The 19,963-nt window shown below is 67.8% G+C and carries 22 protein-coding genes; 10 read left to right on the forward strand and 12 right to left on the reverse strand.

Annotated features, from left to right (window positions below):
• Positions 1 to 22 precede the first annotated feature (22 nt).
• Together AC5P53_RS11715 and AC5P53_RS11720 are read left to right on the forward strand one after the other, a co-directional pair.
• Positions 23 to 1,390, forward strand: a complete 1,368-nt coding sequence (locus AC5P53_RS11715; RefSeq protein WP_014646333.1) for an SLC13 family permease — start codon at positions 23 to 25, stop codon at positions 1,388 to 1,390.
• Between the two features lie 56 nt (positions 1,391 to 1,446).
• The gene (locus AC5P53_RS11720) at positions 1,447 to 2,166 is read left to right on the forward strand and encodes a GntR family transcriptional regulator (RefSeq protein WP_049441166.1); all 720 of its coding nucleotides are present in this window, start codon (positions 1,447 to 1,449) and stop codon (positions 2,164 to 2,166) included.
• Between the two features lie 294 nt (positions 2,167 to 2,460).
• Here the strand turns inward: AC5P53_RS11720 and AC5P53_RS11725 are convergent, their stop codons facing one another.
• On the reverse strand, positions 2,461 to 2,784 hold the full coding sequence (locus tag AC5P53_RS11725; RefSeq protein WP_049441165.1) for a hypothetical protein: 324 nt from the start codon (positions 2,782 to 2,784) through the stop codon (positions 2,461 to 2,463).
• Between the two features lie 153 nt (positions 2,785 to 2,937).
• On the opposite strand from AC5P53_RS11725, the gene AC5P53_RS11730 reads away from it, so the two are divergent.
• Positions 2,938 to 3,885, forward strand: coding sequence for a nucleoside hydrolase (locus AC5P53_RS11730; protein WP_049441242.1), 948 nt, complete (start codon positions 2,938 to 2,940; stop codon positions 3,883 to 3,885).
• A gap of 4 nt (positions 3,886 to 3,889) precedes the next feature.
• Here AC5P53_RS11730 and AC5P53_RS11735 read toward each other — a convergent pair whose 3' ends face one another.
• From AC5P53_RS11735 to AC5P53_RS11760, 6 genes are all read right to left on the reverse strand, one after another.
• Positions 3,890 to 5,149 carry an MFS transporter gene (locus AC5P53_RS11735; RefSeq protein WP_075076132.1) on the reverse strand — a complete coding sequence of 420 codons (1,260 nt, stop codon included), beginning with the start codon at positions 5,147 to 5,149 and terminating at the stop codon, positions 3,890 to 3,892.
• Positions 5,150 to 5,227: 78 nt separating this feature from the next.
• A complete protein-coding gene (locus AC5P53_RS11740) occupies positions 5,228 to 6,241 on the reverse strand; it encodes a hypothetical protein (RefSeq protein ID WP_495227384.1) in 1,014 nt (337 codons plus the stop codon).
• Between the two features lie 125 nt (positions 6,242 to 6,366).
• Entirely contained in the window at positions 6,367 to 7,680 is a 1,314-nt protein-coding gene (locus AC5P53_RS11745) for a sensor histidine kinase (RefSeq protein ID WP_032960782.1), read from the reverse strand.
• Positions 7,677 to 8,417, reverse strand: coding sequence for a response regulator (locus AC5P53_RS11750; RefSeq protein ID WP_032960784.1), 741 nt, complete (start codon positions 8,415 to 8,417; stop codon positions 7,677 to 7,679). The genes AC5P53_RS11745 and AC5P53_RS11750 overlap by 4 nt, the downstream gene beginning before the upstream one ends.
• A 57-nt stretch (positions 8,418 to 8,474) precedes the next feature.
• On the reverse strand, positions 8,475 to 9,020 hold the full coding sequence (locus tag AC5P53_RS11755; protein ID WP_014646325.1) for a redoxin family protein: 546 nt from the start codon (positions 9,018 to 9,020) through the stop codon (positions 8,475 to 8,477).
• Positions 9,021 to 9,023: 3 nt separating this feature from the next.
• Positions 9,024 to 9,815: an alpha/beta fold hydrolase gene (locus AC5P53_RS11760; protein ID WP_014646324.1), complete on the reverse strand. Its 792-nt coding sequence runs from the start codon at positions 9,813 to 9,815 to the stop codon at positions 9,024 to 9,026.
• Between the two features lie 341 nt (positions 9,816 to 10,156).
• Here AC5P53_RS11760 and AC5P53_RS11765 point away from each other — a divergent pair, with 341 nt between their 5' ends.
• From AC5P53_RS11765 to AC5P53_RS11785, 5 genes are all read left to right on the forward strand, one after another.
• Positions 10,157 to 10,801: an HvfX family Cu-binding RiPP maturation protein gene (locus AC5P53_RS11765; RefSeq protein ID WP_046429441.1), complete on the forward strand. Its 645-nt coding sequence runs from the start codon at positions 10,157 to 10,159 to the stop codon at positions 10,799 to 10,801.
• A gap of 95 nt (positions 10,802 to 10,896) precedes the next feature.
• Positions 10,897 to 11,373, forward strand: a complete 477-nt coding sequence (locus AC5P53_RS11770; RefSeq protein WP_142234403.1) for an HvfA family oxazolone/thioamide-modified RiPP metallophore — start codon at positions 10,897 to 10,899, stop codon at positions 11,371 to 11,373.
• Positions 11,374 to 11,427: 54 nt separating this feature from the next.
• Entirely contained in the window at positions 11,428 to 12,273 is an 846-nt protein-coding gene (locus AC5P53_RS11775; protein ID WP_288495080.1) for an HvfB family MNIO-type RiPP peptide maturase, read from the forward strand.
• Positions 12,266 to 13,000, forward strand: a complete 735-nt coding sequence (locus AC5P53_RS11780) for an HvfC family RiPP maturation protein (RefSeq protein ID WP_142234402.1) — start codon at positions 12,266 to 12,268, stop codon at positions 12,998 to 13,000. Before AC5P53_RS11775 ends, AC5P53_RS11780 begins: the two co-directional genes overlap by 8 nt.
• A gap of 82 nt (positions 13,001 to 13,082) precedes the next feature.
• The gene (locus tag AC5P53_RS11785) at positions 13,083 to 13,721 is read left to right on the forward strand and encodes a ferric reductase-like transmembrane domain-containing protein (RefSeq protein WP_049441148.1); all 639 of its coding nucleotides are present in this window, start codon (positions 13,083 to 13,085) and stop codon (positions 13,719 to 13,721) included.
• A 55-nt stretch (positions 13,722 to 13,776) separates the two neighbouring features.
• On the opposite strand, the gene AC5P53_RS11790 is transcribed toward AC5P53_RS11785, so the two are convergent.
• From AC5P53_RS11790 to AC5P53_RS11810, 5 genes are all read right to left on the reverse strand, one after another.
• Positions 13,777 to 14,913 (reverse strand): metallophosphoesterase, encoded by a 1,137-nt coding sequence (locus tag AC5P53_RS11790; protein ID WP_241887222.1) that lies wholly within the window; start codon positions 14,911 to 14,913, stop codon positions 13,777 to 13,779.
• A 120-nt stretch (positions 14,914 to 15,033) separates the two neighbouring features.
• A complete protein-coding gene (locus AC5P53_RS11795; RefSeq protein WP_041863153.1) occupies positions 15,034 to 16,575 on the reverse strand; it encodes a TerC family protein in 1,542 nt (513 codons plus the stop codon).
• A 43-nt stretch (positions 16,576 to 16,618) separates the two neighbouring features.
• A complete protein-coding gene (locus AC5P53_RS11800; RefSeq protein ID WP_012479411.1) occupies positions 16,619 to 16,843 on the reverse strand; it encodes a helix-turn-helix domain-containing protein in 225 nt (74 codons plus the stop codon).
• Positions 16,843 to 17,310 (reverse strand): DUF2975 domain-containing protein, encoded by a 468-nt coding sequence (locus AC5P53_RS11805; protein WP_041864087.1) that lies wholly within the window; start codon positions 17,308 to 17,310, stop codon positions 16,843 to 16,845. The genes AC5P53_RS11800 and AC5P53_RS11805 overlap by 1 nt, the downstream gene beginning before the upstream one ends.
• A 209-nt stretch (positions 17,311 to 17,519) precedes the next feature.
• Positions 17,520 to 18,101, reverse strand: a complete 582-nt coding sequence (locus AC5P53_RS11810; protein WP_032960801.1) for an NMCC_0638 family (lipo)protein — start codon at positions 18,099 to 18,101, stop codon at positions 17,520 to 17,522.
• 130 nt (positions 18,102 to 18,231) lie between these two features.
• On the opposite strand from AC5P53_RS11810, the gene AC5P53_RS11815 reads away from it, so the two are divergent.
• Positions 18,232 to 18,543 carry a metalloregulator ArsR/SmtB family transcription factor gene (locus AC5P53_RS11815; protein WP_004147836.1) on the forward strand — a complete coding sequence of 104 codons (312 nt, stop codon included), beginning with the start codon at positions 18,232 to 18,234 and terminating at the stop codon, positions 18,541 to 18,543.
• 24 nt (positions 18,544 to 18,567) lie between these two features.
• Positions 18,568 to 19,962, forward strand: coding sequence for a DUF2867 domain-containing protein (locus AC5P53_RS11820; protein ID WP_134808602.1), 1,395 nt, complete (start codon positions 18,568 to 18,570; stop codon positions 19,960 to 19,962).
• The last annotated feature ends 1 nt before the right edge of the window (position 19,963 follow it).

Consider the following 19,963-nt stretch of genomic DNA (forward strand, 5'->3'; position numbering starts at 1 on the left):
AGTCACGTGTCTGGGAGGGCGCATGAGTCCACAAATCGCAACGATCATCGGTCTGGTGATCATGTTCATCGTCGCCACCGCGATGCCAATCAACATGGGTGCCGTCGCTTTCGCGCTGGCCTTCATCATCGGCGGGCTGTGGGTCGACATGGGCGGCAAGGAGGTCCTGGCCGGCTTTCCCGGCGATCTGTTCCTGACCCTGGTCGGCATCACCTACCTGTTCGCCATCGCGCAGAAGAACGGCACCATCGACCTGCTGGTGCACTGGGCAGTGAAAGCGGTGCGCGGCCATATCGTGGCCATTCCGTGGGTGATGTTCGTGATCACCGCGGTCCTCACCGCGTTCGGCGCGCTGGGCCCGGCCGCGGTCGCGATCATCGGCCCGGTCGCCCTGCGCTTTGCCAAGCAGTACAACATCAATCCACTGATGATGGGCCTGCTGGTCATCCATGGTGCGCAGGCCGGCGGCTTCTCGCCCATCAGCGTGTACGGCAGCATCACCAATGGCGTGGTGCAGAAAGCCGGGCTGGAAGTGACCGAGATGGCGGTGTTCCTGACCAGCCTGGGCTTCAACTTCATGATGGCGACGATCTGCTTCTTCGCCTTCGGTGGCATCGCCCTGCTGCGTCGCGGTTCGATCACGGCAGCGGGAACGATCGGCAATGCCGAGCTGGCGATGGCCGGTGGCCCGCAGGCATCCTCGCGCCAGTTCGCGATCGAAGGCCATGGCGCGCTGGTCGCGGCGGGCGGCGGCACCCTGTCCAACGATCCGGCGGCACTGGATGAGGTCAGCCTGACCCGCGAGCGGTTGTTCACCCTGATCGGCCTGCTCGGCCTGGGCGTGGCCGCGCTGATCTACAACCTCAACGTCGGCCTGGTCTCGATCACCGTGGCTGTCGCGCTGGCACTGCTGTCGCCACAAAGCCAGAAGGGCGCGGTCGATGGCATCAGCTGGTCCACCGTGCTGCTGATCTGCGGTGTGGTGACCTACATCGGCGTGCTGGAACATGCCGGCGCGGTGGACTTCATCGGCAATGGCGTGTCCGACATCGGCATCCCGCTGCTCGGCGCGCTTTTGGTCTGCTACGTCGGCGGCATCGTCTCCGCATTCGCCTCGTCGGCCGCGGTGCTCGGCGCAACGATTCCATTGGCCGTGCCGTTCCTGATGCAGGGTCACCTCAGCGCCGCTGGCGTGATCTGCGCGCTGGCGGTGTCGTCCACCATCGTCGATGTCAGCCCGTTCTCCACCAATGGCGCACTGGTGGTGGCTTCGGCAGCCAAGGAAGAGCGCGAGAGCCTGTTCCGTCGCTTCCTGGTGTACAGCGGTCTGGTGGTGGCGCTGGGGCCGTTGCTGGCCTGGCTGGTGTTCGTGGTGCCGGGCTGGATGTAACCGCCGTCGGGTCGTGCCGGCCGCTGGCCGGCGCGACCTGGCGTTACACTCTGCGCATGGCCATTGCCCCTGCCCCGCGGTCACCGAAGAAGCGCGCGCCTCTGTACGAAGAGGTGGCCGAACACGTGCGCGAGCGCATCTATGACTACCGGTTGCCGCCGGGCGAGTGGATCGACGAGCCCGCGCTGTGCGAGGAACTGGGTATCAGCCGTACGCCCCTGCGCGAGGCGTTGAAGCTGCTGGCAGCCGAAGGCCTGGTGCAGATCGATGCCGGTCGTGGCAGCCGGGTCACCCGGCTGACGCTGGAAGACCTCAACCAGCTGTTCCCGGTGATGGCCATGCTGGAAGGCCGTTGCGCACACGAGGCAGTGAGGCACATCGACGATGCCGGCGTGCAACAGCTGGAGGCCCTGCATGCGGCGATGGAAGCGGCGGCGGCCGAGGGCAACATCGCCGAGTACTACCGCAACAACTACCTGATCCACGAAACCGTGCAGCATTACGCCGGCAACCCGTGGCTGATCCGCATCACCCACGACCTGCACCGCATCCTGAAGATGCATCGCGGCCGCCAGCTGCTGACCCCAGGGCGCACCGCGCAATCGCTGGCCGAGCACCGCGAGCTGATGGAGTGCTTCCGCCGCCGCGACGCGCAGGCCGCCGAACGCACCATGGAACGCCATCTGCTCAGCCAGGGCCAGGCCCTGGCCGCCTATGTGGCGGCAGGCGGGCTGTTGAACGTGCCGGCGCCCTTGCCGACCGAAGGCGGCGGCTGAGCGGATGTGGTTGCCGGCCAGCGGCCGGCACTACCGGGACGTGCCCTTGGTTGGACTGTTGAACGTGCCGTGGGCGCTTGCCCGCCGAAGGCGGCGGCTGAGCGGATTTGGTTGCCGGCCAGCGGCCGGCACTACCGGGACGTGACCTTGGTTGGGCTGCTGAACGTGCCGTGGCCGCTTGCCCGCCGAAGGCGGCGGCTGAGGGGAAGAGGTTGCCGGCCAGTGGCCGGCACTACCGGGACGTGACCTCGGCGGGTTAGTGCCGGCCGCTGGCCGGCATCCCGAAACGTCTGATCAATCGCCACCGCAGCTGCCGCCGTCCCCCCCACCACCATCACTGCTGCAGTCGGAGCTGCTGTAGCTGTGATGGCTGTGGCTGTCACCGGAATAGCCAACGGAGGTGTCATGGCTTGCACCGCCATCCCCCCGGCTGCCTGAGCCATCGGCCGTGGCCACTGCCAGGCACAGGATGGCGCCGACCAGCGGCAGCAGCCAGACCAGCAGCAGCTGCACCGCGCGGCCACCCGCCGACAGGCCATCACGCCTGACGATCACCACGGTAGCCGCCACGTTCAGGCCCAGCACCAGCAGGACCAGCAGAAGGGCAACGATCAACATTCGGCGGCTCCATGCCTGGACTGGAGGGCATTATGGGCCTGCCAGCCCGGCAATGGCCCTGCCCGTCATGAAGATGGGACAATGCAGGGCGCGCCTGCCTGCTTCCAGGCCGCCGGCGCCCCCCGCACCACACGGAAGAAGAAGAACAACAACATGCTGAAAGTCATTTTCGATACCGACCCGGGCGTCGACGACGCCCTGGCCCTGCTGTACCTGCACAAGCACGCCCAGATTGACCTGATCGGCGTCACCACCACCTTCGGCAATGCCTCGGTGGAGTCGACCACGCACAACGCGCTGTACCTGAAGCAGGCCTGGGGCTTCGCCGCCCCGGTCGCGCGCGGTGCCGGTGGCCCGCTGCAGCCGGAAGCCACCCCGGAAGCCTGGCCGGTGCACATCCACGGCCACAACGGCCTGGGCAACCACCCGGTGCCGACCGAACTGGACGTGGCCGCCGACGCGCGCCCCGCTCACCAGCTGATCATCGACCTGGTCCGCGCCCATCCGGGCGAAGTGACCCTGGTCGCGGTCGGCCGCATGACCAACCTCGCGCTGGCCCTGCAGCAGGCCCCGGACATCGCCGGCCTGGTGCGCGGCGTGGTGATCATGGGCGGCGCGTTCCACGTCAACGGCAACATCACCCCGGCCGCCGAGGCCAACATCTGGGGCGATGCCGAAGCGGCCGACGTGGTGTTCACTGCCAGCTGGCCGGTCACCGCCATCGGCCTGGACGTGACCACCCGCGTGGAAATGGACCGCGACGGTCTGGACAAGCTGGCCGCCATCGGCGGTGCCGATGCCGAACTGGTGCGTGCGCTGTCGCAGGATTACGTGGACTTCTACCTGCAGGCCGGCCACAAGGGCATGGTCGTGCACGACTGCTGCGCCTGCATCGCGCTGACCCGTCCGGAGCTGTTCCAGTTCGAGCGCGCCAGCGTGCGCGTGGCCACCGACGGCGTCGCCCGCGGCATGACCATTCCCAAGCCGGAAGGCCTGGCGTTCGGCCCCAGCGTGTGGGACGGCCACGTGGTGCAGTCGATCGCCATCGGCGTCGATGCGGCCGCCGTGCTGGCCGACATCGAGCAGACCCTGAAGGTCTGACCTGCTAGCGCTTGGCCCTGCCCGGGACCGTCTCGGGCAGGGTCCACAGCACCGGCAGCACCAGCACCGCCACCAGCGCGATCATCGCGCCCGGCGCCGCCGCCCAGCCGCTGCGTTCCACCCACCATTGCGCCAGCCATGGCGTTGCCCCGCCGAAGAAGGCCGTGGCCATGGTCACGCCCAGTGCCAGCCCACTCACCCGCCCTTCGCCGGGGAACTGCTCGGCCGTGGCCGGGGCCGCCACCGCGCTCACGCCGCCGGCCACGCAGGCCAGCAGCACCGCCGCCAGCGCAATGCCCAACGGCGGCGCCTGTGCCATCCAGGCGAACAGGGACAGCGGCAACAACGCTGCCAGCAGGGTCAGGCCCAGCAGCATCGGCCGCCGCCCGACGCGGTCGGACAATGCGCCACACAGCGGCGTGATCGCAATCACTGCGACCGCCGCAATTGTCGAAAGCCACAGTGCATCGCCCTCATCGTGGCCCTGCGCGTGCAGGAACGCAGGCACATAGGTGATGCCCACGTAGTAGGTGATCGATCCCAAGGCCGAGATCGCGAAGGTGCGCGCCACCGCCAGCGGGTGGTGCTGCAGCACATGCCGCAGCGGCGTGGCAGGAATGCTGCCTTCGCGGCGCTGGCGTTCGAACTCAGGCGATTCGTGCATGCCCGAGCGCGCGACCAGGATCACCAGTGCCAGCGCAGCGCCGACGAAGAACGGAATACGCCAGCCCCAGCTGTCCAGCTGCGCGGGCGCGAGCAGCGCCACGGTGACCGCCGAGATCGCTACCGCCAGCAGTGCGCCTACTTCACTGGCGGCCGAGGCCAGCGAGGTCACCAGGCCACGCCGCCGCGCCGGTGCGCTTTCCAGCAGGTACGCCACCACGCCGGTGTACTCACCGCCCACCGAAAACGCCATCACGCAGCGCAATACCAGCAGTAGCACGCCCGCCGTGGTACCTGCGGTGGCCGCGGTCGGCAGCAACGCAGTGGCCAGCATCGCCGCCGCCATCAACGCCATCGAAGCCAGCAGCATCCAGCGCCGGCCCAGGCGGTCGCCCAGGTGGCCGAAGCACAGCGCGCCCAGCGGGCGCATCAGGTAGGACACCGCGAAGCCTGCCAGCGTGACCAGCAGCGCCTGTTCGCCGCCGCCGAAAAACACCCGCGACAGCACCGTGGCGAAATACAGGTACAGGGTGAAGTCGTACCACTCCACTACCGTGGACAGGCCCGCCACCCACATCGAGCGCTGCCGCGCCGCGGTCATTGCGTGTTCGCCTTCAACAGCCTCGGTCCCGGTTGCGCAGGTTCGGGGCAGGATGTCATGGCCCGGGTGAAATACCGGTCATCGGCCATCCGCTGCCTGCATGTACTGGGTTTCATGGCCGGTGAAGCGCTCACCGTCAAAACCGAAGCAGAAGCGCCCTTCCTCGAACACGCGGTAGACCAGCAACGCGCCATCGAGGCAGAACTGCTGCCGGTCCACGCCCGTCTCCAGTGTCCCGTAGCCGGTAGCATCACCGCCCTTTCCCGCCGGCCCGGTGAAGGCATCGAACGGCAGTGGCGTCGCCCTGCCCGTGCGGGTATCGACCAGCACCAGCGTGCGCTGGAAATACTCCGGACGATCATCGACCTGTACCAGCAGGTAGTGCCGGTTGAAATTGGGTTTCTGATGCTGGAGGGCATCTTCGATGGCTGCGCGGTGCCGCGCATCGCAGAAGTCGACCGGGCTGTAGCGGTAACTGCAACCGTCGTGGTCGTAGGGCAGGTTCATGCCGGAATAGCTGATGCTTCCCTCGCTGTCCACGTCGTGGCCCAGTTCCGGGGTGCTGCACAGCAGCCACGAACGCTGCGCATCTTCGGGATCGGCCATCAGCTTCGGCTCGCGGCCCTCCTCGTAAGCCGCACCACCCGGGAAGTCCTGGCCGAAACGCTGGCGGACGATGGGACGTGCCTTCTCCAGCGGCAGGCCGATCCTGGCCCCACGGAACGAAACGAATGTCATCGTCGGCAGGATCACCTCTTCCACCGGCAGCCCCTTCCACTGCCCCTGCACGCAGAACGTGGCGATCTCGTTCTCCACGTCTTCCTTGCAGGGCTTCGGCGCGTTCGCCGCCAACCAGGGATGGGCCGGGCGCCCGGTCTGCTGATCGATGTACCAGCCGTCCAGCGCGCAGGTCGGCAAGGCGTCGAGCAGCGGAGAGAGATCTGTTGCGGTGGCCGGGGCGGCAGGCGGTGTGCCCGCTGCGGGTGCGTCGGTCGGTGCGTCCGGTGTGCGCTGGCAGGCCGCCAGCGCGAGCAGACCGACCAGCAGCGCGACGTGGCGCGGGCGCTGGATTGAATGCTGCGTTCCCTGCATTGCGTGCTTCCTGGTTTCGACACTCCCTGCAGATGATCGCCGATCCCAAGGCCGTGCAGGAACGTCACAGATCCCACATCGGGGTCAGAGCCCTTCGCTCCCGCAAAGGGATCCGACCCCGCCCGTTACCCCGGCAGCTGCAGCTCAGCCATCAGCCCGCCACCCTCGCGGTTGCGCAACCGCAGCGAGCCGCCCAGCGACTGCGCCAGTTGCACCGCGATGGCCAGTCCCAGGCCAGTGCCACCGGTATCGCGATTGCGCGAGCTTTCCAGCCGATGGAACGGCGCCAGCACTGCCTGCAGCTGGTCCTCGGGGATGCCCGGGCCACGGTCGGAAATTCCGATCCATACCCTTCCGGCCTCGTCACGGCCGGCCTCGATCTCGGCAGCGCCGGCGTAGCGGAGTGCATTATCGACCAGATTGCCGACCACCCGTCGCAGCAGCTGCGGCCAAGTCTGCACGACCAGTCCAGCGGGCGCACCGCCACTGACCGGCTTGCCCATGTCCTCGTAATCGCCGACCACACTGGCCAGGAACGCGCCCAGGTCCATCGACACCGGCGCGCCACTGGCGACGTGGCTGCTGCGCGCATAGGCCACACCCTCGCGCACCAGTTGCCCAAGGTGATCGAGGTCGGCCAGCAGCCGCTGCTGGGTGCTGTCTTCAGGCAGGGTCTCCACCCGGAGCTTCATGCGCGTGATGGGGGTCTGCAGGTCATGCGAGATCGCGGCCAGGATCTGCAGGCGTTCACTGACATGGCCACGAATGCGTGCCTGCAGTGCGTTGAGTGCGGCTGCTGCGCCGCCTACTTCCGCCGGGCCATCTTCAGGCAGTGCAGGCCCGTCCTTGCCCGGCTGCAGATGCTCCACCGCATGCGACAACTGCTGCAGCGGGCGCATGGCCAGGCGCACCGCCAGCCACGCGCACACCAGCAGCAGCGCCAGCTGCACCAGCAGCACGGCGGGCAGCCAGCGCGCCAGCGGCAGGCCCGACGGGGTGACTTCAATGGTCAAGGGAGTGCCGTCGTGCAGGCGCAGTTCCACCTCGAACCGCTCCGGCAGGCGAGCCACCTGGCGCGCCTGCAACGGATAGCGGTGCTGCAGGCTGTCATCGATGATCGCCGTGACCTGGCGTGCACGATCGGTCTGCAGCCCCGGTCCGGCCGCGGCCGGGCGCAGCAGGTAACGGTAGGTGCGCCGCTCCAGCCGCGGCACCCAGGCATCGCGCTGGTCCGCGGGCAGGTGCTCCAGCAGCGCGACACTCACGGCCACGTCTTCGTCCAGGTTGCGCAGCATCATGCTGCGGGTGGACTGGTAGCGTTCGAAGAACAGCAGGCCGAAGGACAGTGCGTGGGCCAGCGCCAGTCCGCCCAGCAGCACCAGCAGCAGCCGCGCCGACAGCGTGCGCGGCCAGCGTGGGCGGCGTGCGGTGGCGTTCATTCGTCCGGCCCCAGCAACTGCACCGGCACGCTGAACACATAGCCTTCGCTGCGCACGGTCTTGATGTAGGTCGGCTCGCGTGCGTCGTCACCCAGGCGCTGCCGCACGCGGCTGACCAGCAGGTCGATCGAGCGGTCAAACAGTTCGGCATCGCGGCCCTGCGTGAGGCTGAGCAGCTGGTCGCGGCTGAGCACCCGATTGGCGTGATCGAGGAATACGCGCAACAGGCGGAATTCGGCGCCACTGAGTGGATACGCGGTGTCCTGTGCATCCAGCAGATGGCGTGCGGTGGTGTCCAGGCGCCACTCGCCGAAGGCCAGCTGGCGACCGGCTTCGCTCACCTGCAGATTCGGCGGCAACATCCGGGTGCGGCGGATCACCGCATTGATGCGTGCCAGCAGTTCGCGCGAAGAGAAGGGCTTGGTCACGTAGTCATCAGCGCCCATTTCCAGGCCGATGATGCGGTCGGTTTCGTCGTCGCGGGCGGTCAGCAGCACCACCGGCACCGCACGATGCTTGCCGGCGCGCAGGTTGCGGCACAGGCTCAGTCCGTCCTCGCCCGGCATCATCACGTCCAGCACGACCAGATCCACGGCATGGGTATCCATCAGCGCGCGCATGGCCCGGCCACCGTCGGCCTGGCTCACGCGCAGGCCGTTGCGTTGCAGGTAATCGGCCAGCATCTGGCGGATCTCGCTGTCATCGTCGACGACCAGGATGTGCGGTACGTGGTTCATTGCGTTCTCGATGAGGACGAAGGTCAAGGCCGCGCGGTGCGGCCATGGTAGCGCGGCTCAGGGGTTGGCCAGCAGGCGCTGGATCTCGCTTTCGGTACGTGCGTAGTCGCCCTCGCCGTAATGGCGGTAGACCACCCGCCCCTGCCGGTCGAGCAGGTACAGTGCGGGCCAGAAGCGGTTGCCCCAGGCGTTCCAGATCCGGTACTGGTTGTCCTGCACCACCGGCCAGGCGATGTCCAACCGTGCGATGGCCTTGCGCACGTTGCCAGGCAGCCCTTCATAGGCGAACTCCGGCGTATGCACGCCGATCACCCTCAGGCCCTGCGACGCGTAGCGCGCATGCCACTGGTGGACATACGGCGCCACGTTGAGGCAGTTGCTGCAGGTGTAGGTCCAGAACTCGACCAGCACCACCTTCCCCCGCAACTGCTCCAGTGTGAGCGGCGGGCTGTTGTGCCAGGGCCCGCCACCGTCGAACCCGGCGGCGGGAACGGCCTGTGCCGGCTGCGCATCGGCCTCCGGGCTGGGCCAGGCCATCAACAGCGCAGCCCCACCCAGCACGCCCATCAGCAACGGCAGCACGTACGCACGCAGGCCGGCCATCGCTCAGCCCCCCTGCTCGGCCAGTGGCAGTTCCGCCGGCTTCACCCCCGCCGCTTCCAGGATACTGTCGGCCACCTGCGCCGGATGCGAAAGCAGCGACACATGGCTGCTGCCGATCGATTGCAGCTGCGCGCCAATGCGCTTTGCGGTGGCGGCCTGCAGCTGCGGCGACAGCATGCGATCGTCACGGCTGAGCACGTACCAGCTCGGCTTGCTGCGCCACGCCGCAACGTTCACTACTTCGCCCAGCGCGCTGGCCTTCAACGGGACCTGCGTGCTGTACAGCAGTGCGGCCGACTTCTTCATCACGTCCGGCGCGAAGTCCTGGGCGACAGCGTCAGCCGGCAACGTCAGGTAGCCGTCCCTTTCCTGCAGGCGGGCCAGGCCCGGACCGACCGGGAAGCCTTCGCCCTGTTGCGCCGATGATTGCCCTGCATCCGGTGCGAACGCCGCCACATACACCAGCGCCTGCACCTTCGGGTCATTGCCCGCTTCGGTGATGACCGTGCCACCCCAGCTGTGGCCGACCAGCACCACCTTGCCAGGCGCAGCGGCAATCGCACGACGGGTGGCGGCGACGTCGTCGGCCAACGAGGTGAGCGGATTCTGGACGGCCACCGCCGGCAGCTTCCAGTCATGCAGGGTGCTGATGACCTTGCTCCAGCTGGAGCCATCAGCGAACGCGCCGTGCACCAGGATGACGGTGGGCGGTGCAGCGGTATCGGCCCGGGCAGCGAAGGCAGGGGCGGCGGCGGCAAGGGCGAGAGCGGCGGCCAGCAAGCAGGTACGGATCATGGGGGCACTCCGGAGTTGGGAGTGGCCATTTCCGCCTGCCGGTGTATCGGCGCTGTTTCTCCGCAGCGCGGAGTTGTACCGGACTGTAGGGCGCAGGCGGGTTTCTACAGTGGGATACATTCGCGCGCCGGTCCTGGCCGGGCGCTTTCGGGTGGATATCGCTGCCCGCACGCGGGCGCGCAACGCCCCGATGCGCATCCGCGCATCGTCTTTGTATCTGACTGTACGAAACCCCGGCCGCGGCCACAGTCGCTGACAAAACCCCGGGCAACGGCACACGTTGCCGATACCTGCGCCGCCTGGAATGGCTTCCATCGACCACTGGCCCGCAGGACACCACCATGATCAGCACCGCTTCTTCCGTGTATACGCCCCGCCTGGACGCCGTCGGCCGCTGGCTCTCGCCGTTGGCGCTGCGCACCCTGCTGGCCTGGGAGTTCTTTGAATCCGGCCGCGAGAAGCTGGGCGGCCAGAACTGGTTCGCCGACCTGGAAGGCCGCTTCCCGTTCCCGTTCTCCACACTGCCCGCGTCGCTGAACTGGCAGCTGGCCACGTGGCTGGAACTGGTGGGTGCGGTGATGCTGCTGCTCGGCCTGGCCACGCGCTCGGTGGCCTACGTCTTCTGGGTACTCACCATCGTTGCCATCGCCGCCGTGCACTGGCCCGACCAATGGAACGGCCTGGGTGAACTCTGGCAGGGCTATGCGATCACCGACCAGGGCTACGGCAACTTCAAGCTGCCGTTGCTGTTCCTGGCCATGCTGCTGCCACTGATCCTCAACGGCGGTGGCGCACTCAGCGTGGACCGGCTGCTGGCCGGGTCCGGCCGTGCCACGGCACGCAATGACGGCCTGGGTTGGGGCGTCAGCCTGATCGCCCTGCTGCTGCCGGTTGCCGCGCTGTTGCCCGGCATCGGCTTCGGCGGTGCCCTGCTCGGCGGTGTGCTGCTGCTGGGCCATCTGCTGCGCTGTCGCCGCGCCGCCTGAGCCGACTCCCCTGTTCCCGCGCGTTTCGCTTTCCGTCGCCTCTTCGGCGGCGTCCATCCCGCACGCCCCGCGTGCTTTCCCAAGGAGTCACCACCATGTCCATCTCGACCAAGAACACCTCTTCCTCCCGCCTGCCGCGCATCGGTGCCATCGGCATCGCCCTGGCCGGTGGCCTGCTGCTGGCCGGCCAGGCCGCGGCGATCCAGCCGCTGGCGATCAGCGCGGTGGCCATGAGCGCCGCCGCCGAAGGCAAGTGCGGTGAAGGCAAGTGCGGGGCCAACAAGGCCACCACCGGCACGCCCGCCGGCAAGGCCAAGGTGGCCGAGGGCCAGTGTGGCGAAGGCAAGTGCGGCGACGCCTCGTTTGCCCGCACTGATCGCGACCACGACGGCAAGGTCTCGCGTGCCGAATTCAACGCTGTGGCCGCCAAGCGTGCCGCCGAGTTCGACCGCATCGACACCGACCACGACGGTTACATCAGCGAGCAGGAAGCGCACGACTACCTGCGCAGCGTCTACACCGCCAACGGCAAGCCGATGCCGAAGGGCCTGTTCTCCCGCGTTGCCGATTGATCGACGTTCACCCGGCGCCGCCTTCAAGGCGGCGCTCTCTGTGGAGCATCCGCCATGTCCCTGCCCCTGCCCACCCATGCCGCCGGTCTTGGCCTGCGCCGTGGCCTGATCGACGAACTGCTGGCCATGCCGGCCGGTGCCATCGACTTCCTCGAAGTCTCCCCCGACAACTGGATCGGCGTCGGCGGTGCACACGGCAACGCGCTGCGCCAACTCAGCGAGCGCCACCCCTTGACCTGCCACGGCCTGTCGCTGTCGCTGGGCGGTCCTGATCCGCTGGACCGCACCCTGCTGGCACAGACCCGTGCCTTCCTCGACCTGCACCAGGTGCAGCTGTACAGCGAACACCTGAGCTACTGCGCCGCCGGTGGCCATGTCTACGACCTGCTGCCACTGCCGTTCACCGCCGAGGCCGTTCACCATGTCGCCGGCCGTATCGCCCAGGTGCAGGACATGCTGGGCCGACGCATCGCCGTGGAGAACATTTCCTACTACGCCGTTGCCGGCGCGGACATGAGCGAGATCGACTTCATCAACGCCGTGCTCGCCGAAGCCGACTGCGACCTGCTGCTGGACGTCAACAACGTCTTCGTCAATGCCTGCAACAACGGTTACGACGCCTTCGAATTCCTGGCCCACGTGCCGTCCCACCGTGTCGCCTCGCTGCACGTAGCGGGCCACTTCGATGAAGACGACGGCTTCAAGATCGATACCCATGGTGCGCCGGTGAAAGGCGTGGTCTGGGCCCTGTTGCGCGAGGCCTACATGCGGGTGGGCGTGCGTCCCACGCTGCTCGAACGCGACTTCAACTTCCCGCCGCTGGCCGGGTTGCTGGCCGAGATCGCGCAGATCCGCCAGGCGCAGGCTGAGGCACGTTGGCCGGAGGTGGCCCATGGCTGAGCCGCTGGCTACCCTGCAACGGCGCTGGGCCGATCATGTTCGGGATCCTGCAAAGACCGCACCCGAAGGCGTGGAAGCGCGCAGGCTGGCGGTATACCGCCGCCTGTGCATCGACAGCCTGGAGACCCTGCTGGCCGGCAGCCTGCCGCGCCTGCAACAGCAGTTGGGCACGTCGCGCTGGCGCGACACCGTGGCGCACTATTACGCCCGCCACACCTGCCAGACCCCGTTGTTCCCACGGATCGCCGGCGAGTTCGCGGCCTGGCTGGCAGTGCAGGACACGCTGGCACTGCCGGGCTGGGCGGCGGAACTGGCGCACTACGAGAGCACGCAGCAGTCGCTGCACATTGAAGCGCGTGGCACTGGGTGTCTGCTGCAGCGCGTACCCGAGGACAGTGATGTGCTGGCGGTTTCGCCGCTGGTGCGGGTGCTTGGGTACCGGTGGCCGGTGCATGAGGACGAGGGCCTGGAGCCGGTGCTGGGCGCAGCTCCCACGCTGCTGGTGATCCAGCGCCGCGCCGATTTCAGCCTGAAGGTCGAGCAACCGTCACCGCTGGCCTACGCGCTGCTTTCGGTCTTCGGTGACGACGGCGCGCGTGTGGATGAGGCACTGCAGGCGCTGTCCGAAACACATGACGTGGCAACGGACGCATTGCGTGCTGCCTGCGTGCCCGTTCTGGGCGAGCTGTGCACGGCGGGGGTGCTGGTTGCATTGCCTGCTTTCTGAGGTGCCGGCCAGCGGCCGGCACTACCCGTTCATTGACCGGCAAGCGGCCGGCACTACCCGCCCCCTACTTCGAGGTCTCATCATGGCTGCTTCCAACATTTCCTTCCTGCACGGCTGGCGCCTGTTCGTAGCCATCGCTGTGGTCCTGATCGCGTTCGCACTGACCGCCTTCGCCCTGAATCCCGATGCAGCCGAAGGCAGCCGCGCGGCGATCCGGCTCACCGCCCGCACATCGTTCCTGCTGTTCCTGGCGGCATTCACGGCATCCTCCTTCGCCACCCTGCTGCCCGGCCCGTTCACCCGGTTCCTGCTGCGTGAACGGCGCATCATCGGCCTGTCCTTCGCGTTCTCGCACCTGCTGCACGCAGTCGCCATCACCAGTTTCGGCATCCTCAACCCGGCGTTCTGGCCAGCACGCTCCGCGCTGGCCAACCTCCCGGGTACGGTGGGCTACATCGCCATCCTGGCGCTGGCCATCACCTCGCACCGGGGGCTCGCCAGGCGCATGGGACCCACCGCCTGGCGTCGCCTGCACGTCACCGGCATGTGGATCATCGCGGCGGTGTTCACCTACTCGTACTTCAAGCGCGTGCCCGGCAACTTCTGGTATGCGGTGCCGTCGGCGCTGCTGTTCACCGCCTTCGTGGTGCGCTGGATCGCCAAGCGGGCGCAGGCCCTGCGTCGAAGTGCGCATGCGCGGCCGCCGCTGCGGGCGGCCTGACGGGCCGGGGTCAGATCCCTTTGCCAAAGGCAAAGGGATCTGACCCCACATCAGGTCAAGGCGCGCGGCGCAGCGTGATCAGGGTGATCTCCGAAGGCACGCCGATGCGCGCCGGGAAACCGGCCCAGAGGCCCGCGCCGTTGCCCACGTACAGCGTCATCCCCTCCACGTCGTAGCGGCCGGAGACAAAGCCACCATTGGCCCGCTTCACCAGCTGGTCCATGCCGATGATCTGCCCGCCGTGGGTATGCCCGGACAGCTGCAGCTTCACCCCACGCGCCGCCGCCTCGCGTGCATTGCGCGGGCGATGGTCGAGCAGGATCACCGGTGCGGACGGATCGGCACCGGCCAGCGCAGCATCCAGATCCGGCAACGGCAGGCCATAGCGCGCCGCCACCGGATCGGTGACACCGGCGATGGTCAGCGCCGCGTCGCCGCGCCGCACCTGCATGTGGCTGTTCTCAAGCACCTGCATGCGCAGTGCGCGGAATGCCTGCATCCAGTCCTGGTACTGCGCGTAGTACTCGTGGTTGCCGGTGATGGCGATGACACCGTCCGGCGCTCGCAGATCGGCCAGAGGACGCGCGTCGTCACGGCGGGCCTCGACGCTGCCGTCGATCAGGTCGCCAGTGATCACGATCAGGTCCGGCTTCAGCGCGTTGCTCTCGTCCACCACCCTGCGCACCCAGTCGCCGGTCAGCAGGCGGCTGGCGTGGATGTCGGTCAGCTGCAGCACGCGATAGCCGTCGAACGCAGCAGGCAGATCCTTGATCGCCACGTCGATCTGCCTGGGCTGGGGCACGGCCATGCCCTGGCTGATGCCATAGCCACTCACAAGCAGCGCCAGCAGGCCGGCCAACGGCCGCAGCTTCGAGGCGCGCAGGGCCGATAAGATGCGCGGCCAACGCAGCAGGCGCGACAGCAGCAGGCCCACATCCAGCACCAGCATCAGCAACGCCAGCAGCAGCACCGCCGTGGAGCCGGTGGCCAGGACGGCGATGGCCATCTTCGGGATTTCCGGCGATGCCATCGTGCCCCAGAAGGTGGCCACGATGCGCAGCTGCACGGCCATGGCCACCACCAGCAGCGACAGCACGACCTTCAACCCGATGGGCATGCGCAGCGGCCAGAACAGGCGGCAGGCCACATACAGGCCCATCAACAAACCGATCGTACTCAGCACTGCAACCATCCATGACAGAAAGCGGGCCCGCCATGGTGACGGCTGCGGGTCGTGTTGTGTAGAGCCGCGCCCATGCTCGGCTTCTCGACACGCAGCCGGGCATGGGCCCGGCTCTACAACAACAGGCGGTCAGGCCATTCCGTCGAGGCGCTCCACCCGCAGGCGGGCGATACGGCGCTTCTCCATTGCCAGCACGGTGATGCGCACGCCGGCCACCTCCACCGCGTCGCCGACGTCCGGCAGGCGGCCCAGCTGCTCCAGCACCAGACCCGAGATGGTCATGTAGTCGGCACTGCGGGGCAGCGACACGCCCGCCAAACGCTGCAGGTCGTCCAGGGTCAGCGCACCATCGGCCTCCCATTGATCCTCGCCCTGCGCCACCACGCCATAGCGCTCGTCCTGGGTATCGACCAGGTCACCGGCAATCGCCGCCAGCAGGTCGTTGGCGGTCACCAGGCCCTCCACGCTGCCGTACTCGTCCACCGCCACCGCCAGCGGCACCGGATGCTGGCGGATCAGTTCCAGCGCCTGCAGCGCACTGGCAGTGGACAGAACGTACTGCGGTTCGCGCAGGTTGCCCTCCAGCTGCAGTGGCTTGCCCTGCAGCAGGTCGGCCAGCACGTCCCGGCTCTGCACCACGCCACGCAGGCTGTCCAGGTCACCGTCGCCGACCAGCAGGCGCGTATGCGGCGAGGCCACCAGGCGCGCCACCACATCCTCCTGACCACGCGCCAGGTCGATCCATTGCACGTCGGCACGCACAGTCATCACGCTGGACACCGGACGATCGGCCAGGCCCAGCACGCTGCGGATCATTTCGTGCTCCGCCGGCTGCAGGCGCTCGTCGGCGTCCACCTGCTCGTCCACGCCTTCGTCGTCGTGGCCGTTCGCTGGACGCGCGCCCAGCATCCTCAGCACGGCATCGGCGGTGCGCTGGCGGAACGGCTGGCGGCGCTCGTTGCGCTCACGGTTGAAACGCACCCACTGGTTGAACGCCTCGACCAGGATCGAGAAAGCGATCGCTGCGTACAGGTAGCCCTTCGGGATCTTGTAGCCCAGGCCTTCAGCCACCAGGCTGAAGCCGATCATCAGCAGGAAGCCCAGGCACAGCACCACCACGGTGGGATGCTTGTTGACGAAGCGGGTCAGCGGCTTGCTGGCCAGCAGCATCAGCGCCATGGCGATGGTCACGGCCGCATACATCACGCCCAGGTTGTCGACCATGCCGACGGCGGTGATCACCGAGTCCAGCGAGAACACCGCGTCGAGCACCACGATCTGTGCCACCACCATCGCGAAGCTGGCATAGACCTTCTTGCCATCCTCGTGATGCGCGCGGCCTTCCAGCCGTTCGTGCAGTTCCATGGTGCCCTTGAACAGCAGGAACAGGCCACCGCCCAGCAGGATCAGGTCGCGCCCGGAGAAGCTGTGGTCGAACAAGGTCACCAGCGGCTCGGTCAACTTCATGATCCAGGCCAGCGCCGCCAGCAGCACCAGCCGCATCAGCAGTGCCAGCGCCAGGCCGATCACCCGCGCGCGGTCGCGCTGGTGCGGCGGCAGCTTGTCGGCAAGGATCGCAATGAACACCAGGTTGTCGATGCCGAGAACGATCTCCAGCACGACCAGGGTTGCAAGGCCCATCCATATCGAGGGGTCAGCCAACCATTCCATTTCAGGTCCGTTTCGTCAGTGGGTAAGGGAAGAGGGCGTCCACTCAGTCGGCATCCTGCGCCTGCGCCGGGTCATGCCCAAGCAGGTCGCCGGGCGTGCACTGCAGCTCGCGGCAGATCGCATCCAGCGTGGAAAAGCGGATGGCTCGCGCCTTGCCGGTCTTCAGGATCGACAGGTTCGCCAGGGTGATGTCGATGCGCCCGGCCAGCTCGGACAGGGTCATGCCCCGAGCCTGCAGCATGCGGTCCAGGGTGATGACGATCGCCATCAGATGACACCATCGAGGTCATCGCGCATCGCCGCGCCCACGGCGAACACGCGTGCGAGCACGAACAGCATCAGCACCGCCACCAGCCCGGTGATCGACATGCCGCCGCCCACCTCCATCCAGGTGAAATCCGGGCCCATCCAAGCCGCGTAGGCACCGATCAGGATCGACAGCAGTTCCATTGCCAGCATCAGCCAGGCCATGCGCTGCAGGCGCTGTGCATTGGCATGGGTGAACGGCCGCTCGCGCGCCGCCGACTTCAGCAGCCTCAGCAGATGGCGCAGGAACAGCAGGCACAGCACCAGCAGCGCGACGATCGCGCCCAGGCCCAGGCAGAAGTGCAGGAACAGGTCGTTGCCATGCGCAGCGGCGGCCTCGGCGTCATGCACGCTGTCGAGCAGCCAGCGGCGGTCATGGGCGACCAGGGGCACCGCCAGCAGTGCGGCCAGGATGCCCAGCCAGCACATCGCCCGGACGGCCTGTACGGCGGCCTGGGCCAGGGTGAACAAGCCTCGCGCGGGTCTGGCGCGGGCGGGACGAGCGGTCAAGCGGCCTCCGGCATTGGGGTGGCCTCGCCGCCCCAGGGTGGATTTATCGATAAACGATATACCACATCCTGCGTGAAAGGCTGAATCGCGGGCATGGTCCACCGGCTGGGCGCGGGCCCCGGCAGGCGTTATCGGGTGGGAGCCGCGGGTTCGAGCATCGCGTCCCCCGGCGTCACCGAGGCCATCGCCTGTACGCCGGCCTCGGCCGCCTGCCGCGTCACCAGCCGGAAGCGCACCTGCAGCTTGGCCTGCCCCGGCGTGGCCCAGCCGTATTGGATCGCCACCTGGTCGGCCGACAGCGGACCACGGCCCGGCAGCGAGCGCGCCTGCAATGGCTTCGGTGCCGCCTGCACCAGCCGTGCGAAGCCCTTCTGCACCACCGCCGCTTCGGCCTTTTCCGCATACACCGAGCAGGTGCCGTCGTCGGCCCAGCTGACCGCATAACGGCCGCTGGCCAGCGGCACCATCCAGGCCACGCCCGACTGCCCCTGCAGCAACGTTGCCGCTTCGGCAGGCTGCAGCGGTGACAGCCCGTTGGATTCCATCAGCGACTGCAACCGCGCCGGCGCACCGATGTGCTGCATGCAGGCGGTATCGAACAACTCGCTGAAGGGATCCTGCGCCGGGGCCTTGGCCTTGGGAGTACGCGCGGGTTGCGCCACCGCCAGGGTGGGCAGCAGGGCCAAAGCCAGCCAGAACGCAGGACGCATCGGGATTCCACGCTACGGAAAACAGCAGGGAGGATGGCAAAGCCCGGGCGCGCCGCGCAATGGGTTCATGGCTTGACAGTCCTAAGCGGCGGGAGCAACATGAATTAACGAATTAGTTAACTAGCTCTCCATGGACCGCATCTTCGAAGCCCTTGCCTCCACCGCCCGCCGGCAGATCCTGGCCTATCTCAGCGCCGGCGAGCTCAGCGCGGGCGAGCTGGCCGAGCGCTTCGACTTCAGCAAGCCGGCGTTGTCCAGCCACCTGCGCATCCTCGAGGAAGCCGGACTGATCGAACGCGAGAAACGCGGCCAGTTCGTGTACTTCAGGCAGGTACCCGACCGTTTGGCCAACACGTTGTTCTCGTGGGCGGCCGAAGTCTGCCCGGTCGGCGGCCCGCTCAAGCGTGAAGCCCGCGCCCGCCGCAAGTCCCCCGCCCGCTGATCCGCCCCGCCAAGGAGCATGACCATGCCTGGTTCGACCCGCGATCGCCGTTCGTTTCCAGCAGTGCAGCTTCCGGCACAGGACGGCGGCAGTCCGACCGAAGTCACCCTGATCGCGCAGCTCGGCATCGGTGCGGGTGACGCGCTGGTGAGTGACGCCGGCCAGCGTCAGCGCCACCACCCGGCCTTCATCGATGCGTTGGATGAACCTTCGGCGCGACTGGGTGGCATGCACCTGCAGCACGGGGATGCCTCCTCGCTGTACAGCTTCACCGTCGGTGCCGGTGGCCACCCGTTTCATCGCCATGCAGGCCCGCGCATGTTCACCGCCATCGCCGGCAGCGCGGGAGCCGAGCTGCGTTTCGCTACCGCCTCCGACGCGCAGCTGGCAGCAGGTCCTGGTGCCTTCGCGCGCACGCTTCGGCGCGTCCGCATCCCACCGGACTGCCTGTTTACCGTGCGCTTCGGCGGCGGCACCTGGCACCAGTTCGCGTCGAACCATCCTGCACATCCGGCGCTGTTTGCGCTGTCCTGCCACAGCGATGAACTGGCAGGCCGAATGAGCGAGCAGACCCGTGCGCAGGTGGAGCGCAATGCCGCCGATATCCCCAGCCTGACCGAGGTGCTTCCGGAATCGTACTGGCCTTCGTGCACCTCGCTTGCGGCGGCACCGCTGTTGCAGCTGTCGCTGCAGGCGGCACCTCCCAGCGTGTGCGCGCACCTGTGCGCGCGTACCCGTGCCCTGCTCGGCCCGCTGCGCCGCATCCCCATGCGGCCGCTGCGCGGGTTCGTCGAACGTGCCACACCGGCCTATCCCATCCATTCGCGGCCCGCGCCCACCGATGGCCTGCTGACCACAGCGCTGCCGCACAGCCACTACCAGGACCTGACCACCCTGTGCCTGGAACCCTCGCAGGTGGTCCACCGTTCCGCGTCGGCGCTGCTGGCCGACGTACTGGAGGGCTTCCTGCGCAATCCACCCAGCGGCGTAGGCCAGCTGATGGCGCTGCGAAACCGACTGGTGGCACCGTTGCGGTTGCGCACGTCGCCGCTGGGATGCCCGGTGTCGTCATTGCTGTCGACCGATCGCAGCCGGTTGTTCGCTGGTCGATTCCCGGTGCTGGATTCGCACATCGATACGCAGGACAACGACGCCGAAGTCCTGCTCGGCGCCGACGATCGGCACCTGCGTTTCCGCAGCAGCGTGCGCGTGCAGCGGCATCGCGATGGACATGTCGAGATCAGCCTGGGCTCACGCGTGCAGACCCTCAATGCGTTCGGCGGCATGTACATGGCCCTGATCGACGCCGGGCACCGGCACTATGTCGCACCGGCACTGCTGCGGCGTGCGGTGGAGCACGCCTTGGCACCTGAACTGGCCAACCTTGAGGATCCGGCAGCACACCCTGCGCGCTGCTGAC

It is taken from the genome of Stenotrophomonas sp. YJH_SMC_82 (assembly GCF_059368875.1).

What these genes read in the sequence shown, in the direction of transcription:
- AC5P53_RS11730 (WP_049441242.1), top strand. Translation starts at nt 2,938, where the DNA reads ATGCTGAAAGTCATTTTCGATACCGACCCGGGCGTCGACGACGCCCTG.
- AC5P53_RS11745 (WP_032960782.1), bottom strand. Translation starts at nt 7,680, where the DNA reads ATGAACGCCACCGCACGCCGCCCACGCTGGCCGCGCACGCTGTCGGCG.
- AC5P53_RS11805 (WP_041864087.1), bottom strand. Translation starts at nt 17,310, where the DNA reads ATGTGCTGGCTGGGCATCCTGGCCGCACTGCTGGCGGTGCCCCTGGTC.
- AC5P53_RS11770 (WP_142234403.1), top strand. Translation starts at nt 10,897, where the DNA reads ATGTCCATCTCGACCAAGAACACCTCTTCCTCCCGCCTGCCGCGCATC.
- AC5P53_RS11755 (WP_014646325.1), bottom strand. Translation starts at nt 9,020, where the DNA reads ATGGCCGGCCTGCGTGCGTACGTGCTGCCGTTGCTGATGGGCGTGCTG.
- AC5P53_RS11720 (WP_049441166.1), top strand. Translation starts at nt 1,447, where the DNA reads ATGGCCATTGCCCCTGCCCCGCGGTCACCGAAGAAGCGCGCGCCTCTG.
- AC5P53_RS11775 (WP_288495080.1), top strand. Translation starts at nt 11,428, where the DNA reads ATGTCCCTGCCCCTGCCCACCCATGCCGCCGGTCTTGGCCTGCGCCGT.
- AC5P53_RS11725 (WP_049441165.1), bottom strand. Translation starts at nt 2,784, where the DNA reads ATGTTGATCGTTGCCCTTCTGCTGGTCCTGCTGGTGCTGGGCCTGAAC.
- AC5P53_RS11790 (WP_241887222.1), bottom strand. Translation starts at nt 14,913, where the DNA reads ATGGTTGCAGTGCTGAGTACGATCGGTTTGTTGATGGGCCTGTATGTG.
- AC5P53_RS11800 (WP_012479411.1), bottom strand. Translation starts at nt 16,843, where the DNA reads ATGGCGATCGTCATCACCCTGGACCGCATGCTGCAGGCTCGGGGCATG.
- AC5P53_RS11760 (WP_014646324.1), bottom strand. Translation starts at nt 9,815, where the DNA reads ATGATCCGTACCTGCTTGCTGGCCGCCGCTCTCGCCCTTGCCGCCGCC.
- AC5P53_RS11715 (WP_014646333.1), top strand. Translation starts at nt 23, where the DNA reads ATGAGTCCACAAATCGCAACGATCATCGGTCTGGTGATCATGTTCATC.
- AC5P53_RS11795 (WP_041863153.1), bottom strand. Translation starts at nt 16,575, where the DNA reads ATGGAATGGTTGGCTGACCCCTCGATATGGATGGGCCTTGCAACCCTG.
- AC5P53_RS11820 (WP_134808602.1), top strand. Translation starts at nt 18,568, where the DNA reads ATGCCTGGTTCGACCCGCGATCGCCGTTCGTTTCCAGCAGTGCAGCTT.
- AC5P53_RS11740 (WP_495227384.1), bottom strand. Translation starts at nt 6,241, where the DNA reads ATGCAGGGAACGCAGCATTCAATCCAGCGCCCGCGCCACGTCGCGCTG.
- AC5P53_RS11810 (WP_032960801.1), bottom strand. Translation starts at nt 18,101, where the DNA reads ATGCGTCCTGCGTTCTGGCTGGCTTTGGCCCTGCTGCCCACCCTGGCG.
- AC5P53_RS11785 (WP_049441148.1), top strand. Translation starts at nt 13,083, where the DNA reads ATGGCTGCTTCCAACATTTCCTTCCTGCACGGCTGGCGCCTGTTCGTA.
- AC5P53_RS11815 (WP_004147836.1), top strand. Translation starts at nt 18,232, where the DNA reads ATGGACCGCATCTTCGAAGCCCTTGCCTCCACCGCCCGCCGGCAGATC.
- AC5P53_RS11735 (WP_075076132.1), bottom strand. Translation starts at nt 5,149, where the DNA reads ATGACCGCGGCGCGGCAGCGCTCGATGTGGGTGGCGGGCCTGTCCACG.
- AC5P53_RS11780 (WP_142234402.1), top strand. Translation starts at nt 12,266, where the DNA reads ATGGCTGAGCCGCTGGCTACCCTGCAACGGCGCTGGGCCGATCATGTT.
- AC5P53_RS11765 (WP_046429441.1), top strand. Translation starts at nt 10,157, where the DNA reads ATGATCAGCACCGCTTCTTCCGTGTATACGCCCCGCCTGGACGCCGTC.
- AC5P53_RS11750 (WP_032960784.1), bottom strand. Translation starts at nt 8,417, where the DNA reads ATGAACCACGTACCGCACATCCTGGTCGTCGACGATGACAGCGAGATC.